The organism is Emergencia timonensis (assembly GCF_900086585.1).
Taxonomy (GTDB): domain Bacteria; phylum Bacillota; class Clostridia; order Peptostreptococcales; family Anaerovoracaceae; genus Senimuribacter; species Senimuribacter timonensis.
Map to the genome: position 1 here is coordinate 1,316,322 of NZ_FLKM01000009.1, position 16,139 is coordinate 1,332,460.

Annotated in this window: 12 protein-coding genes; 11 read left to right on the forward strand and 1 reads right to left on the reverse strand. The window is 45.6% G+C overall.

The features are described from left to right. The first annotated feature begins 118 nt into the window (after positions 1 to 118). The 4 genes from BN6539_RS17180 to BN6539_RS23250 are packed head-to-tail and all read left to right on the forward strand — an operon-like array spanning position 119 to position 2,549. Positions 119 to 658: a histidine phosphatase family protein gene (locus tag BN6539_RS17180; protein WP_067541263.1), complete on the forward strand. Its 540-nt coding sequence runs from the start codon at positions 119 to 121 to the stop codon at positions 656 to 658. Positions 659 to 668: 10 nt separating this feature from the next. Then, on the forward strand, positions 669 to 851 hold the full coding sequence (locus tag BN6539_RS17185) for a hypothetical protein (protein ID WP_067541265.1): 183 nt from the start codon (positions 669 to 671) through the stop codon (positions 849 to 851). Beyond that, complete coding sequence (locus BN6539_RS17190) at positions 848 to 1,267, forward strand: pyridoxamine 5'-phosphate oxidase family protein (RefSeq protein WP_197492892.1); 420 nt, start codon at positions 848 to 850, stop codon at positions 1,265 to 1,267. Before BN6539_RS17185 ends, BN6539_RS17190 begins: the two co-directional genes overlap by 4 nt. A gap of 16 nt (positions 1,268 to 1,283) precedes the next feature. Beyond that, complete coding sequence (locus BN6539_RS23250; RefSeq protein ID WP_074038138.1) at positions 1,284 to 2,549, forward strand: GNAT family N-acetyltransferase; 1,266 nt, start codon at positions 1,284 to 1,286, stop codon at positions 2,547 to 2,549. A gap of 83 nt (positions 2,550 to 2,632) precedes the next feature. On the opposite strand, the gene BN6539_RS17200 is transcribed toward BN6539_RS23250, so the two are convergent. Further along, positions 2,633 to 3,124, reverse strand: coding sequence for a stage V sporulation T C-terminal domain-containing protein (locus BN6539_RS17200; protein ID WP_067541267.1), 492 nt, complete (start codon positions 3,122 to 3,124; stop codon positions 2,633 to 2,635). Positions 3,125 to 3,338: 214 nt separating this feature from the next. On the opposite strand from BN6539_RS17200, the gene BN6539_RS17205 reads away from it, so the two are divergent. From BN6539_RS17205 to BN6539_RS17235, 7 genes are all read left to right on the forward strand, one after another. Next, entirely contained in the window at positions 3,339 to 4,628 is a 1,290-nt protein-coding gene (locus tag BN6539_RS17205) for an amidohydrolase (RefSeq protein ID WP_067541269.1), read from the forward strand. Between the two features lie 15 nt (positions 4,629 to 4,643). After that, on the forward strand, positions 4,644 to 6,248 hold the full coding sequence (locus tag BN6539_RS17210) for a putative polysaccharide biosynthesis protein (protein WP_067541271.1): 1,605 nt from the start codon (positions 4,644 to 4,646) through the stop codon (positions 6,246 to 6,248). A gap of 3 nt (positions 6,249 to 6,251) precedes the next feature. Next, a complete protein-coding gene (gene mazG, locus BN6539_RS17215; protein ID WP_082907587.1) occupies positions 6,252 to 7,061 on the forward strand; it encodes a nucleoside triphosphate pyrophosphohydrolase in 810 nt (269 codons plus the stop codon). A gap of 38 nt (positions 7,062 to 7,099) precedes the next feature. Beyond that, entirely contained in the window at positions 7,100 to 7,378 is a 279-nt protein-coding gene (locus BN6539_RS17220; protein WP_067541273.1) for an HU family DNA-binding protein, read from the forward strand. Positions 7,379 to 7,448: 70 nt separating this feature from the next. Continuing rightward, positions 7,449 to 7,694: an RNA-binding S4 domain-containing protein gene (locus tag BN6539_RS17225; RefSeq protein WP_067541275.1), complete on the forward strand. Its 246-nt coding sequence runs from the start codon at positions 7,449 to 7,451 to the stop codon at positions 7,692 to 7,694. Positions 7,695 to 7,898: 204 nt separating this feature from the next. Next, complete coding sequence (locus tag BN6539_RS17230; RefSeq protein ID WP_067541277.1) at positions 7,899 to 11,483, forward strand: response regulator; 3,585 nt, start codon at positions 7,899 to 7,901, stop codon at positions 11,481 to 11,483. Between the two features lie 15 nt (positions 11,484 to 11,498). After that, entirely contained in the window at positions 11,499 to 16,130 is a 4,632-nt protein-coding gene (locus tag BN6539_RS17235) for a PAS domain-containing protein (protein ID WP_082907588.1), read from the forward strand. Positions 16,131 to 16,139 lie beyond the last annotated feature (9 nt).

Below are 16,139 nucleotides of genomic sequence, written 5' to 3' on the forward strand. Positions count from 1 at the left end.
TTACTCCAATTTTAAATTAGTCCGAGTTCGGACTAATTGCATTTTACAAAATATAGATGTTTATGTCAAGTGAAAAAGATGGTATGATAGAATAAAGAATAGAAAAGGGAAGAAATTGATGAGAATTAGGATAATCAGACATGGAGAAGTGGATTATAACTGGGGCCGAAAACTGGATTCCAAGGGGTATGACAGAAGCTGCCGGGAATACGACGAGAGTCCGATAAAAGACAGCGAAAAAAGATTGATATTAGCTGAAGGGGAACCGATTTTTATCAGCAGCCTGGAGCGTACCTTCCACACCGCAAAGCAGGTCTTTGGCGATGAGGAAGTGCACCGAAGCAAAAACTTTGACGAAGTTCCTTTGCGTTCCTATAAAGATACCGAGAAAAAACACGCGGTGTGGGTCTGGAATGTTCTTGCAAGGGTGCAGTGGTTTTTCAACTCCGGTAGACAGCCGGAAACAAGAAAGATGTCCCAGCAGAGAGCAAGAACTGCCATTGCAGAACTGGAAGAGGCAGGAACAGACTGCAGCCTGGTCTGCCACAGATTCTTTATGATGGTTCTCTGCCATGAATTAAAGAAAGCGGGATATAAAATAGAGAAATCCCGGAGGATCAACATTAAAAACTTAGACGTGATTGAAGCGATAAAATAAAGGAGATATCATGAAAGAGAGGAAGGAGTGCCCCTGCAAACGAGTGCACTGCCAGCGTCATGGGGACTGTGAAGCCTGCTGGGATCACCACCATGCGCCAGGAAAGAAAATGCTGACCACCTGCGAAAGGCTGAGAGCAAAAGAAGAAAAGAAAAGGGCTAAAGAAGAAAAGAAAGAAGGTAAAAAGAAATGATGAGAGATCCGGTACAGACCATTGGAAAGCTGATTGACAAAGCCAATATGGCGATCATCAGTTATGTAGACGATCAGGGGTTCCCGATCAGCAAAGCCATGCTGCCGCCTAGAGAACGAGAAGAAATCAAAGTATTTTGGTTTACGACCAACACGTCCTCAAACAAGGTAAAGTTCTTTAAAGAAAATCCCAAGGCCAGTATTTATTTCGTTGATAAACGCTTTTTCAGGGGAGTGAGCCTGGTGGGGACTGTGGAAGTTCTTGAAACAGCTGAAGCAAAAGAGAGAATTTGGAGAGAGGGAGATACCATGTACTATCCGGAAGGCGTGACGGACCCCGATTACTGTGTCCTGCGATTTACTGCGGAAAAAGGAAGATATTACAGCAACTTCAATTCAGAGGATTTTAAGATATAGCAGGGAGGATTGCACGATGGCACAGCACGTCAAAGTCGTTTCATATGATTCAGAGTGGCCGGAAATATATGAACGTGAGAAAAACTTGATTTTACAGATCTTAGGAGAAGAAGCGGCAGCTATTTATCACATCGGCAGCACTTCTGTGCCGGGACTTTGCGCAAAACCAATCATCGACATCATGCCTGTCGTCAGGGATATCAGCAAAGTGGACCGGATGCAGAGCCAGTTTGAAGCCATAGGTTATGAATATATGGGAGAGTTCGGTATTCCGGGTCGGAGATATCTGCGAAAAGGCGGTGACGAACGGACCCATCAAATACATATTTTTGAGGAGAAAAATAAAAAGGACGTTCTGCGCCATCTGGCGGTGCGGGATTATCTCAGACTTCACAGCGAAGCGAGGAAGGCCTATGGGACGTTGAAACAGGACGTTGCTGCCCAGCATCCGGAGGATATAGAAGGCTACTGCCATGGAAAAGATGCTTTTGTCAAAGATCTGGAAACAAAGGCGTCAGCCTGGTATGAACGGACGAAGGGAGCTGCTTATCTCTTTGACGGCTGGCAGGAGACCATGATATGGTCCTGCCTGCAGGAACACATGGGCAGCGTAGAGACAGATGGCAGTCTGCCGCCTGCATCGGCGCGAATCAGCGTGGGCGATTTCAGTTTTTTTGCCGGGATGCCCGACGAAAACCTGATTCAAGGCGCCAACACACCCATACTGGGTCCAAGAACCGAAAACTGGGAACCTGTAATCGAAAAAGTGCTGGGGGCTGAGGCGATCAAAGCGCAGCGCTACGCCATCAAAAAGGAGCCGGAAGCGTTTGACTGCGAGATCCTGGAAAAGTATGCAGCCAGTCTGCCAGCAGCTTATGAGCTTAGGCCCATAGACCAGGAACTTTATGAGCAGATTATGACTAAGCCCTGGGCGAAAGATCTCTGTTCGCAGTTCCGTGACGGCGACGACTATGTACGGCGGGGACTGGGATTTGCTGCGGTACTCCGCGGAGATGTGGTAGCCGGCGCGTCTTCCTATACAATTTACGATGACGGCATCGAAATTGAAATTGATACCAATAAAGAGTTCAGAAACCGGGGCTTTGCTTCGGCTTGTGGCAGCCGCCTGATTTTGGAGTGCCTGAGTCGGGGGCTTTACCCTAGCTGGGATGCCCACGATCTTAGATCTGTAAGTCTTGCTGAAAAGCTGGGATATCATAGGGATCAACCCTACAACGTTTATTTTCTTAAAAGCAGCTGTGATGATCTGATAGATGCTTAAGTGTTTATTACAAACGAAATAAGGCGCGCTGGATGGTGGTGAGTTCACGATCCAGTGCGCCTTACATATTTGGAAATGACAGTTTAGTCGTATAATTGCTTTGCAAGAAAATCAGCACCGATTTCTGCAGCTTTCAGTTCTACTTCGCTCAGTGCTTTTTCACCCGGTGAAATGACGGTGACCGAGCCGATTGCATCTCCCTGGACGACAATAGGTACTACCACTTTTTTGTCGCTGAGGAATTTGTCTTTGCTCTGAATGATATGATCCAGTTCTGTATCGATTTTATCGTGATCGAACTGTTTTTTCTGTTTGCCGGATGCCGCGATGAACTGGTCTGTATCAGATACTGCTACGGTTCCTCCTAATATGGAAGAAGCCGTTTCTGCAAACTCTGCGGCCACCTGACTCATATCACCGATAGGTGAATATTTTTTCAAGATAATTTCTCCTGAGCTGTTTGTGTATATTTCTAACGGATCTCCTTCTCTAATTCGTAAAACCCTTCTAATTTCTTTAGGAACAACAACTCTGCCTAGGTCGTCAATTCTTCTTACTATTCCCGTTGCTTTCATGTAATTAATTTCTCCTTCTTATCAAATGTTATATCCCTATTTTTTACCTATGTGAGAAAAATATACCGGTTATTTGTAAATTATTTATTATGAAGAAATGATGAAAATGCTAGGAAATAGGTAATACTTATGATAAAATATTATGATTGATTTTACGTTATGAGTAAATACCCCTTGTACACGAAAGGTTGCATAACTGGATGGAGGAGTGAATATGCTTTTTAAAGAGATAACGATTCTAAATGAAAATTTTGAAATTGAAGAAAACATGTACGTCGGTGTCAAAGAAGACATTGTCGAATATATTGGGAAAGAGAAGCCTGCTAAGGATTTTGGCCAGGAATACGATGGCAAGAACAGAATTTTGATGCCTGGCTTTTATAATGCCCATGCTCATTCGCCCATGGCGCTGATGAGAGGTTACGGTGAAAACCTGGTACTGCAGGATTGGCTGAACACGAGGATTTTTCCTTTTGAGGATAAGTTGAATAGCAATGCTGTATATTGGGGCACCATGCTCTGCATGGCGGAATCCATCCGCTTCGGCATTGTCTCTTCCTCTGATATGTACTATTTTATACCAGATATGGTGCAGGCTGTAACAGACAGCGGAGCGAAAAGCAATATTTCAAGATCGGTGGCAAACCCCATGGGTGTGCCTTTTGTGAAGCTGCCCTCCATCAATGAAGCGTTGGACTCCATTAGACTGTACAACGGTTATGCAGAGGGAAGAGTGATTATAGACACCAGCATTCACGCAGAATATACGACCAACGAGGAAACCGTCCGCGGACTGGCTGCAATCACAAAGGAACATGATCTGATCATGCATGTACATGCTTCAGAAACAAAACTGGAACATGAAGAGTGTAAAGCGAGACACGACGGCTTAACGCCGATTCAGTATTTTAACAGGTGCGGACTCTTTGACACCAAAGCCCTGGCTGCCCACTGCGTATGGTGTGAGGGTGAGGACTTTGACATATTGAGAGACAAAGGCGTGACAGTGGCGGTCAATCCGATCAGCAACCTCAAGCTGGCCAGCGGCATCAGTGACGCTCCAAAGATGATGGGGATGGGAATCAATGTCGCCATTGGAACCGACAGTGTTTCCAGCAATAACAGTCTGAACTTTTTAGAAGAAGTGAAAGCTTTTGCCACCATCGCAAAGATCAAAGCAAAGGATCCTACGGTCATTACACCGAAGCAGGCTTTAAGGGCAGCGACGAGAAACGGCGCCCTGGGCCAGGGACGCAAAAACTGCGGCTTAATAAAAGAAGGCTTTCAGGCCGACTTGATCGTACTGCGGACAGACGTACCTAATATGCACCCGATTCACAATCTGACCAACAATATCGTTTATGCCGCTTCTGGCAGTGACATCGCTCTGACGATGATAGACGGAAAAATTCTCTATCAAGATGGAGAATATACGACCATAGATATTGAGAAGACTATTTTCGAAACAGAAAAAGCTACGGCTGAAATTTTAAGACAATTATAGAAAGTGAAAGAGACTATGTCAAATAAGGGAAACAAGTTCATAAAAGGCGCGGCGATTTTAGGGATAGCCGGTGTCGTAATCAAGTTACTTGGAGCGGTATTCAGAATTCCTCTCACCAATTGGATTGGTGATGACGGAATGTCCTATTACGGCTTCGCTTATTCCATATACGGAGCATTGCTGGTTCTGTCAACTGCAGGTATACCGGTGGCAATTTCCAGAATGGTGTCAGAACGGATTGCCGTAGGCGAATATAAAAACGCCCATAAGGTGTTTAAAGTAGCGACCGCCCTCCTTTTTTTCATCGGTATTTTTTCCTTTGCCGCATGCTATTTTGGAGGGGAATACATTACAGCCAAACTGGGAAATCCAGACGCTGCTCTGGCGGTGAAAGCCATATCGCCGGCTCTGCTGTTCGTACCGCTGTTCTCTGCCTATAGAGGTTATTTCCAGGGCAGACAGAACATGAATCCTACTGCCATATCTGAAATTACTGAACAGCTAGTACGGGTAATCGTAGGATTATATCTGGCATATAAACTGCTTCAGACCGGCCTGAAGGAGGCTGCAGCAGGCGCGTCTTTCGGCGCATCGGCAGGTTCCATCGCCGGGCTTGGCATCATCGTTGTCATTTACATGTTGAATCGCAGGACGATTCATAGAAAAATTGATTTGAATAATAAACAGGTAGAAGAGACCAGCGTGATTTTACGTAAGATCATCAGTATCTCTGTGCCGATCATCATCGGATGTGAAATCATGCCGATCATGACGCTGATCGATACGGGTATCATCATGACTCGTTTACAGGCGACCGGCTGGTCTTATGCAGAGGCAAAGAGCCTGTACGGCCTGCTCAGCGGCTTCTGCAATTCTTTAATCGCTTTCCCGCAGGTTTTCACCCAGGCCGTAGCCGTCAGTCTGGTTCCAGCCATCGCTGCCGCCTTTAAACTGAGGGATAAGAAGAACGTACAGGAGAACATCAAGCTGGGATACAGGACGACCATGATTATGGCCTTTCCATGTGCCTTCGGCATCTTTGCCTTGGCGGAACCGATTCTGCTGCTGCTGTATCCTGCCCAAAAAGCCAGCGCCATTGCGGCAGTGCCGACTTTGATGATTATGGCTATCAGCGTCATCTTCCTTGCCATTACACAGACTTCCGTCGGCGTTCTGCAATCCATCGGCAAGCAGATGGTGCCTGTCGTTCATCTAGGCTTAGGCTGCGTAGGAAAAGTGATCATAACCTACATTCTGGTCGGTGTGCACTCTGTCAATATCAAGGGCGCGGCCATCGGCACCATGCTGGCCTACTTTGTAGCTCTGGTATTAAACAATATTTCCGTAAAGAAATACACTGGAACGAAAATAGACTACGACTTGACCTATGTGCGTCCATGTATTGCAGCCGTCATCATGGGGGTCTGTGCCTATGCCTTCCAGAAGCTGGCCATGGGGCTTCTTCACAGTAACAGCATTGCCACGCTGCTTGCTATCATGGTAGGCGGCATCGTCTATCTCATTTTGATCTTTACATTGAAAGCGATAACTCTGGCAGAGGTGGAAACCATGCCTGGCGGAACAAAATTAGTCAAAATACTGAGAAAGTTTGTGAAATAAATTATGAAAAAAGAGTATGAAGAATTATATATTACAAAAGATAAGGAAGGAGAAGCGCTGAAACGGCTGATTGAGATTGTAAAGGTCCTTCGCAAGGAGTGCCCCTGGGACAGGGTGCAGACGCACGAAACCCTTACAAAATGCATGATTGAAGAGGCATATGAGGTCGTCGACGCCATTCAAAATGAGGATTCTATCAATTTAAGAGAAGAGCTTGGCGACGTATTGCTGCAGGTCGTTTTTCACAGTAACTTGTCAGAAAACGAAGGAGACTTTACGATTGCAGATGTAATAAATGAAGAATGTGAAAAAATGCTGCGCAGACATCCTCACATTTTTTTAGAAGAAAGAGCAAAAACTATTGACAAAGCCCTTGAAAAATGGGAGAATATGAAGAGCAGAGAGCACGGAGAGCTGAGTTACAGTGACAGACTCACTCGCGTGCCGAAAGCATTACCTGCTCTTATCAGAAGTTCCAAGGTACAGAGCAAGGCATCCAAGATAGGTTTTGATTGGAAAGATGCCAGCGGGGCTTTTGATAAATTAGAAGAAGAACTCGATGAACTGAGAGAAGCCTGGGAGCAGGGTGGCGGAGAAGCAATGTCCGAAGAATATGGCGACTTGCTTTTCTCAATGGTGAATGTTGCGAGATTTTTAAACATTGACCCAGAGGAATCGCTGAATAAATCTACAGCTAAATTTATCGAGCGATTCGCTATTATGGAAAAAGTGTCTATCGATAGAGGTCTTGATCTTGAAAGCATGAGTCTTGAAGAAATGGACAACCTTTGGATAGAAGCTAAGAAAAAGTAAGTTCAATGCTTATGTATACGATTTAAGGAGGATTTATAATGAATAAGGCTGAACTAGTTGCTGCAGTTGCAGAGAAAACAAACTTTACTAAAAAGGACGCAGAAGTTGCTATCAATGCGCTCCTGGCTAGCGTAGAAGAAGCACTCGTAAAGGGAGAGAAAGTACAGTTAATCGGATTTGGTACTTTTGAAACAAGAGAAAGAAAAGCAAGACAGGGAAGAAATCCTAGAAAACCTGATGAAATCATCAAGATCGCTGCTTCTAAGGCTCCTGTATTCAAGGCAGGCAAAGCTCTGAAAGACGCAGTTAACAAATAATCACGTAAAAAGAAAGGACAACCTAGGTTGTCCTTTTTAAATACATGAAGAAAGATGGAAGAGAGGAAACATGAGAATTGATAAGTTTTTAAAAAATTCCAGATTGATTAAACGAAGGTCAGTTGCCAAAGATGCCTGCGACCAGGAGCGAGTATCGGTAAACGGCAAGGTCGTAAAAGCTGGCGCGGAAGTAAAGGTGGGCGATGAAATCCATATCGCCTTCGGCAACAGTTCTATTACTGCAAAGGTGTGCAAGCTGACGGAATCCTGCAAAAAAGAGGATGCGGCCGATATGTATGAAATTGTAGAATCATAAAAAATCAGAAAGAGACGGATTCATCATGATGAATCCGTCTTTTGTACGTTTTTTCTACAGATGTGCGTAAGTAGTTGCTATTTTCATCCATTTTCGATATACTTTATGTGATGTTAAACAAAATAAGATAATTTTTTGCAAATTTTTCTCACCTGATAGTAGTAGACAGGGCTGAGAAAATTGCCTGCAGAGGAGATAGAATAAGTGAACAATCAAATGACAGCAAAAGAGGTCGTGCAGACATTCTGCCGCCAGTGGTTTGAACAGCGGGATGCTGATGGAGCAGCCGCTTTCTTAGCAGAAGAGGTTGATTTTGTCGGCACCGGAGTAGGGGAGTCGGCAGAGGGAAAATTGGAATTGATGCAGTATATCCGCAGCGATATCGCTGAAATAGCAGAACCGTTCCAGTCCAAGCTTTCCTTTATTCATGAGAATACCATTACAGAGGACGTACACTGTCTTTCTGCCGAAATGACTTTGACAAACACAGCCTACACCTGGTATTTACGCGGTTTTTTTACTCTGCATGCAAAGGCGGGCGACTGGCTCATAAAAAGCTTTCACTTTGCTGAGCCAAGCAGCAGCCAGCAGGGAGAAGAACATTATCCGGGAACCTTAGTGATGGAGAATATCGCCAGGCAGCGTCAAGAATTACTAAATGATTCTCTGGCAGGCGGCATGATGGGCGGATACATGGGAGATGGTTTTCCTTTTTATTTTATTAACCGACGCATGCTCGAATATCTGGGTTATACAGATGAAAAAGACTTTATAGATGATATTAAAGGCTTGATTTCTAACTGCATGCATCCGGATGACCGAAAGTCGGTGGACGAATCTGTCGCCGGACAGCTGAAAGCTGGAAGCGAGTATGTAGTCGAGTATCGGATGAAAAAAAAGGATGGCTCTTACATATGGGTTCATGATATAGGCCGATGTGTGACAGCTGAGAATGGGCATCCTGCTATCGCGTCAGTGTGTATAGATATTACAGCACAAAAAAAGGCACAGGACGAGGTACTGCATCTCTACAATAATATTCCCGGCGCAGTTTTTCGCTGTCGTCCCGACGCAGAACTGTTTATCATTGACGCTAACGATGGATTTTATGAATTCTTCGGCTGCAGCAGAGAGGAATTTGCAGCGGACGGCAACAAGATGAGGCCTTTTATCCATCCTGAAGACCTTCCATATATAGAAGAGATGCTGCAGGACCCTGAGCAGTACGATCAGACCATTCATCTGGAAAATCGTGTAGTCTGTAAAGATGGGGCCGTCAAGTGGATATCGGCAAAAGCACAGCTTTTCATAGAAGACGGGGAACCTTATTTCTATTGCGTTTTTGTAGACGTGACAGAAGAAAAGAAACTGCAGGAACGAGTCAGAGAACTCTATGAGCAAGAACTGTCCTATTTTGCAGAGTTGTCACCGATGGACGGGAATATTCAAGGGGTGTTCAATATTACCCAAGACAGAGTGGAAAGCTACTTGTCAACTTCGAGTGTGACTGATATCCGAGTAGGCGACTCCTATACGGAAACGCTCAGGCACTTAGCCGGCTCTGCTATGGACCCGGCCGAAGGAGAAGAAATATGGCAGACTTTGGAGCGAGAAAAAATACTGGCAGAGTATGACGCTGGGAAAGTGGATTATCACATAGAATTTCTGCGCAAAAAGAACGACGGAAAACCTTATTGGGAAAGCACAAATCTCCGCTCCTGTCTAAATCCGATGACAGGAGATATCATGGTCTTTTTCTATTCCTCCGATATTACTGAGCAAAAGGCGAAAGAACTGCTTCTGAACAAGATTTCGGAATTGGATTATGAATATATCACAGAGCTGGATATTTTAAAGGGCACCCATCGAGTGTCATCGTTTAGCAATAAGCAGAAGAATTTCCTCTCTTATGAAGGAGATTTTAGAAAAGAGACTCTCGATTTGGCCAACCGCCGGATGGATGAGACGGCAAAAAAAGAATATCTTAAAAAATTGGATTTCGGTTATATAAAGAGTCACTTGTCGAATCAAGATTCCTATACCTTCCTCGTGGAGATGAAAGACGAGGAAGGGCGGATGCGAGTGAAACGATTCCGCGTCTTTTACATCAGCAGAGAGTTGTATCGGGTAGGCATCGCTCGCATTGACGTAACCGACATTGTCAGACAGGAACAGAGACAGAGGGACGAATTAGCGGCAGCGCTGGTAGCGGCGGAACAAGCCAATGCTGCTAAGACAGATTTTCTTTCTCGGATGAGTCATGAAATTCGTACGCCGATGAACGCCATTATCGGTATGAGCGCCATCGCTGCAGGCGCCATTGGCGATGATGAACAGGTAGCAGACTGTATATCTAAAATTGGAATTTCTTCCCGCTTCCTGCTGTCTCTCATCAATGATATACTGGATATGAGTCGGATTGAAAGCGGAAAGATGCTGCTAAAAAGTGAAAAAATACCGACAGAAGAATTCTTAAACGGGGTTAATTCAATCTGCTTTGCCCAGGCAAACGCTAAGGGCGTAGAGTACGAATGCATCGTAGATCCGGTGTTAGACGACTATTATATTGGCGATGCGATGAAGCTGCAGCAGGTGCTCATCAATATATTAAGCAACGCCATTAAATTTACTGGTGAAGGCGGTAAGGTCACCTTTTCCGTAAATCAGAGAAGCAGGGCCAAAAATGATGCAGTCCTTCGATTTATCGTAAATGACACGGGAGTCGGTATGAGCGAGGAATTTCTGCCTCGTATATTCGAGCCGTTTTCACAAGAATCAACGGGAACTACGACGCTGTATGGTGGGACAGGACTGGGGCTGGCCATCTCCAAGAACATTGTAGACATGATGGATGGAAAGGTAACTGTGCGCTCCATTAAGGGCATCGGCACGGAATTTACCGTAGACGTGAAGCTGGGCATTACTGATGAAGAAAAACTGCGCCATAATCTGAAGAAACCAGAATACCATTTTTCTCATTTAAAGACGCTGGTCGTAGATGATGATGTGACAGTCTGCGAGTGTGTTGTCGCAACCCTGAAGGAAATGGGCGTCACGGCGGAATGGACGGACAGCGGGCAGAAAGCGCTTGACCGCGTAAAAATATTACGAGACAAAGATAAATATTTTGATATGATCCTCATCGACTGGAAAATGCCAGATATGGACGGCATTGAAACTGCTCGGAGGATTCGTGCCATTGTGGGACCAAATGTTACGATTATCATCATCACAGCCTACGACTGGATTCCTCTTGAACACGAGGCGAAGCTGGCAGGCGTCAACCTGCTGATCAGCAAACCGATGTTTAAGTCTTCACTGATTTCTGCTTTCTCGAAAGCGCTGGGTGAAAAAGAAGAACAGGGTCAGCAGTTGACACCGGCAGAATACGACTTTTCCGGGAAGCGCATACTGCTCGTTGAGGATAACCCGATCAATACGGAAGTGGCAGCGATGCTATTGAAGAACAAAGGGTTCCTCGTTGAGACGGCGGAAAACGGCCTGCGTGCGATGGAACTGTTCAGTAAATCAGAAGAAGGGTATTATCACGCAATCTTGATGGATATCCGAATGCCCCTGATGGATGGCTTGACTGCTGCCAATAATATTCGCCATTTGAGCAACGCAGATGCAGAGACGATTCCGATTGTCGCCATGACAGCCAACGCCTTTGAAGACGACATTGAAAAAAGCAAGGCGGCCGGAATGAATGCGCATTTAGCAAAACCCATCGAGCCGGAGAGGCTATATCAGACATTATACGACTTTATTTTTGGCCTGGATGATTAGAGAGAGGAAAGGAATATGGCAGAGAGTAAAAGACTAACCATGGACCAGATGACGGCAGTTTTGGACAATGAACCAGTCGCCATCTTTGTTACAGCATTGGACGATAAACAACTGCTCTATGCGAACAGTCTGGCAAAGGAATATTTAAGGCAGCCAGACGGACAGATTGCTTCCTGCTATCAGATCGCAGGCTTTGACAGGCCGTGCCCTTTCTGCAAAGCGGAGAAGATGAGTCGGACAGAGCTTTTAGTTCGCGAGTATACCCGCCCAGCGGATGGACGCATCTATCAACTCAGCGGCAAGATCATAGACTGGGCAGACAGAGTCGCACATATTGAATACATACAGGATATCACCGCCAAGAAAAGGGAAGAAGAGCAGATCAAAGCGCTGAAAGAAGAGCTGCAGACGACCTTCAGCAGAATACCATGCGGTCTCTGTGTTTACAGGATGGATGGGAGTAAAATCTATCCTGTATTTCATAACCCGGCCTTCTATGAAATCATGGGATACTCTCAAGAACATAAGTCAAGCGTTGAGCAAGAGACGACTTATTTGGGGGTTCATCGGGAAGATCTGCCCTTGCTGCGGAAGAAAATAGGGGAGACAATAGAGCAAAATGGCATCATGCGGCATACTTACCGCCTTTGGAATGATTTAAAAGGAGAATATCGGTTCATACAGCTGGATGCGTCAGTGAGAGTCGAGAACGACGGCAGCAAAACCCTCTACGGTGTGTACAGCGACGTCAGCGGGCAGATGCAGCTGGAAGAGGAGTTAAAACTTGCTAACGAAAAAATGCTGGATATTGTAAACGCTATTCCAGGCGGTGTAGCCGTTTACCAGGTGTCAGAAATCTGTGAGACCGTCTATTTTTCGGACGGTGTGCCGGAGCTATCGGGATATACAGTGGATGAATATCGTACACTCATAAAAGACGACGCAATGAAACTGACCTTCCAGGAAGACGCGGCAATGGTATCGGAGAAGCTTAAGGAAGCAATGCAAACTGGTACGGCCGCCGATTTTGAATTTCGAAAACAGCATCGAGACGGTCGTATCGTCTGGGTCCATATGCAGGCCAGACAAATTGGAGAGGAAGACGGTTATCCCCTGATACAGTGCGTATACCATAATATTTCTTCTTTTAAGGAAACGCAATTGGAGTTGAATCACCTGATCAACTCTATTCCGGGAGGAATCGCCAGTTTTCGTGTGGAAGAAAATTTATTTCTTCCGGCTTTTTTTTCAGATGGCATGATAGATTTAGTGGGTTATAGTCGTGAGGAATGCGAAAAGCTGGCCAGGGAAGATCTACTGAGCATCGTTTACGACCCCGATCAGACCAGAGTCGCCGAGGCAGTTAAAAACGCTCTTATTAGTGGAGACGTGCTGGATTTATCTTTCCGTCTATGCCAAAAGGACGGAACTTTAATATGGGTCCGTCTCAATGGGCGCCGCATAGGGCCGCTGCTGGAAAAGGCCAAATTTTATGCGGTCTTTACGGGTATGTCGACAGAAGCGAGATTATTCCAAAGTATCGCCAACGAGACGACAGACGGCGTCTATGTCATTGACAAAGAGAGTTATGAACTGCTTTATGCCAATGAATCAAAGACGCTGTTTCGGGAAGGTCCCCATTCTGTCGGGCAAAAATGTTATACAGCGTTGCACGGCAAAAATGCACCTTGTGCGTTCTGTACGTTAAGAAATCATCTGCCTGACGGGGAAGAACATGAAATCAACATAGACGGCACGGAGAAATTCTATACCGCCCGCTTCATAGAAACTGATTGGAGCGGAATTCCCGCATATGTTCAGTATATACGGGATGTGACAGAAGAAGTAAAGACTCGTAACGAAAAAGAACGTCTGGAACAGTATTTCCAGACAGTCATTCAGAATCTGCCTGGCGGCGTGGCGGTAATCCGCTATGAAAAGAACGGGCAGATGATACCTGAATATTTGTCTGACGGTTTCGCTCTGCTGACAAGGATGTCAAAAGAGGACGCTTGGAATTTCTATAAAGAAGACGCATTAATCGGTGTACATCCAGATGACAGAACGCGTGTCAAGGAACAGCTGGCAGATTATATGGCGAAGGGCGGCGCGCAGTATGAGCAAATCTATCGTTTGAGAAAAGGCTTTGAAGGATATATGTGGGTTAAAACCACCTTTTCCATCATCCAGAACAAAGAAGGTGCAGGGCGAATCTATGCGGTCTATCACGATATGACCAAAGAGCGTGAAGAACAGGAAAAACTTCGGCAGCAGTTTAACGATCTCATCGTACAGCACTACCGTACGCCTGGACCTGACGCTTTGATTGTTGGCCATTGCAACATTTCTCAAGACCGCATCTTGGAGATTATCGACCATACGGATTCCAGACTGCTGGATCATTTCGGAACGAGACGGGAAACCTTTTTCACCGGACTTTCAAGTCTCATTGTAGAAGAAGCAGAACAGCAGAGATTTCTCAATACGTATCTCAACGGCCCTGCCCTCGATGCGTATAAAAGAAAGGATACGGAACGAATTCTCAGATGCTTTGTGAAGCTTCCAAAGGACGAGCACGGCAGATATGTACAATTCAAGGTGAATTTGGTAGAAGCGCCTGACAGCGGCGATATCACAGGGATACTTACCGTAACGGATATTACCGAATCTGTGGTAGCTGATAAGATCCTCCATCAGCTCACTATTTCCAGTTATGACTATGTCATAGATCTGGACTTGATACACGATACCTTTAAGATCTTGACCTGCAGTGAAGACGCATGGTGTCTGCCTTCCGCTTGCGGCAGTCATTCAAAGCGAGTAGCTGACATGCTTCAGCAGAGGATTGTACCGCGTGATCAGGAACAGTATGCCAAAGCGCTGGAACCTGAGGAGATACGAAAACGGCTGGAAGAGAAAGACCACTATACCTTTGCTTTCTCAGGGGAAGTCGGTAATGGCGATATTCGCACGATGAATCTGACAGTCTCAGCTATCGATCTTCGCTTAGGGCGGGTCTGCTTGGCAAGAACTGATATTACGGAGTCTGTACGGGAACAGCAGGGACTTTTAAACATGATCGCCTATACCTTCGAATTGGCAGGCTTTATTGATATTAACAGCCGATCTTTTACGATGTATACCCGACAGACCGTACTGCAGAATCTATCTCCCTTTATTGAAGAGGATTACGCATTAGCAGCCGAACGCTTTACCAGCCGTTTTTGCACAGAAGAGGAGCGGGAAGAAGTGCGAACCCAGTTTAACATGGAGACCATGCAGAAAAGACTTGCTGAAAAGCCGGCAGGCTATGACTTTGTTTTTAACTATCAAACAGAGGATAGCACGCGCTTTAAACAGATTAACGTACTATGGGGTGATGAGAACCATCAGACGATTTGTATGGTGCGGGCCGATGTGACCGACATGCTGACAGCGGAAAGGCAAGCGAAACAGGCGTTGGAGCAGGCGCTGGATCTTGCAGAGGAGGCTAATCGGGCAAAGAGCGGATTTCTATCCTCCATGAGCCACGATATCAGAACACCGATGAACGCGATTGTCGGGATGACAACACTGGCAGCAGCTCAGATTGATAATCGGGAGCGAGTGGCAGATTGCCTGCAGAAGATCTCTATTTCCAGCAAACACCTATTGAGCCTCATCAACGATGTGCTGGATATGAGCAAAATCGAACGGTCAAATATCACATTAAATCATATGAAGATAGATTTGCCAGAGTTGGTGGAACAGCTATCGGCCATCATGTCTCCGCAGGCAAAAGATGGGGGCCTGCAGTTGAACATTCGATTAGAAGCGCTGAAACATCCGGCGTTTTACGGAGATTCTCTGCGTATCAGCCAAATTTTCATCAACATCCTGAGTAATGCAGTCAAATTCACACCAGAGGGCGGAAATGTGGACTTCCTCGTGGAAGAAGTAGAGCCGATAAACGGCATAGAATATGCTCGTTATCGTTTTACAATCAGTGATACCGGCATTGGAATGCCGGAAGAATTCCTTGAAACCATCTTTGAACCATTTAATCGCAGTCGCGCCGTATCAAATATCGAGGGTACCGGACTGGGCTTAAGTATTACAAAGGGACTGATCGATCTGATGGATGGCGTCATTTCTGTAGAAAGTGAAATCAATAAAGGATCTGCATTCACAGTGGAACTGGAATGCAAAGTGGCACAGGATACGGGAGAAACCAAATGGGAACCCAGACAGACCGCCCCTGCTTTCGAAGGAGACAGTCGATTTAATGGCCGCCTGTTTTTAGTTGCAGAAGATAATGCAATCAATTCAGAGATTCTCTGTGAGCTGCTGCTGATGTACGGTGCAAAATCGGTGCTGAAGAAGGATGGGCTTCAAACGGTACGGGCGTTCCAGGAAGCAGAACCAGGAACCTTTGATGCCATCCTCATGGATATCCAGATGCCGGAGATGGATGGATATCAGGCGACTCGTGAGATTCGCAAGCTGGACAGGCCTGACGCAAAAACGATTCCCATCGTTGCGATGACGGCAAATGCTTTCTCAGAGGACATCCAGCAATCAAAGGAAGTCGGAATGGACGCACACGTAGCAAAACCGATTGACATCGATGTATTGTGCAGTACTTTAGAAAAAGTGCTGCATGGCTGATCGTGAATA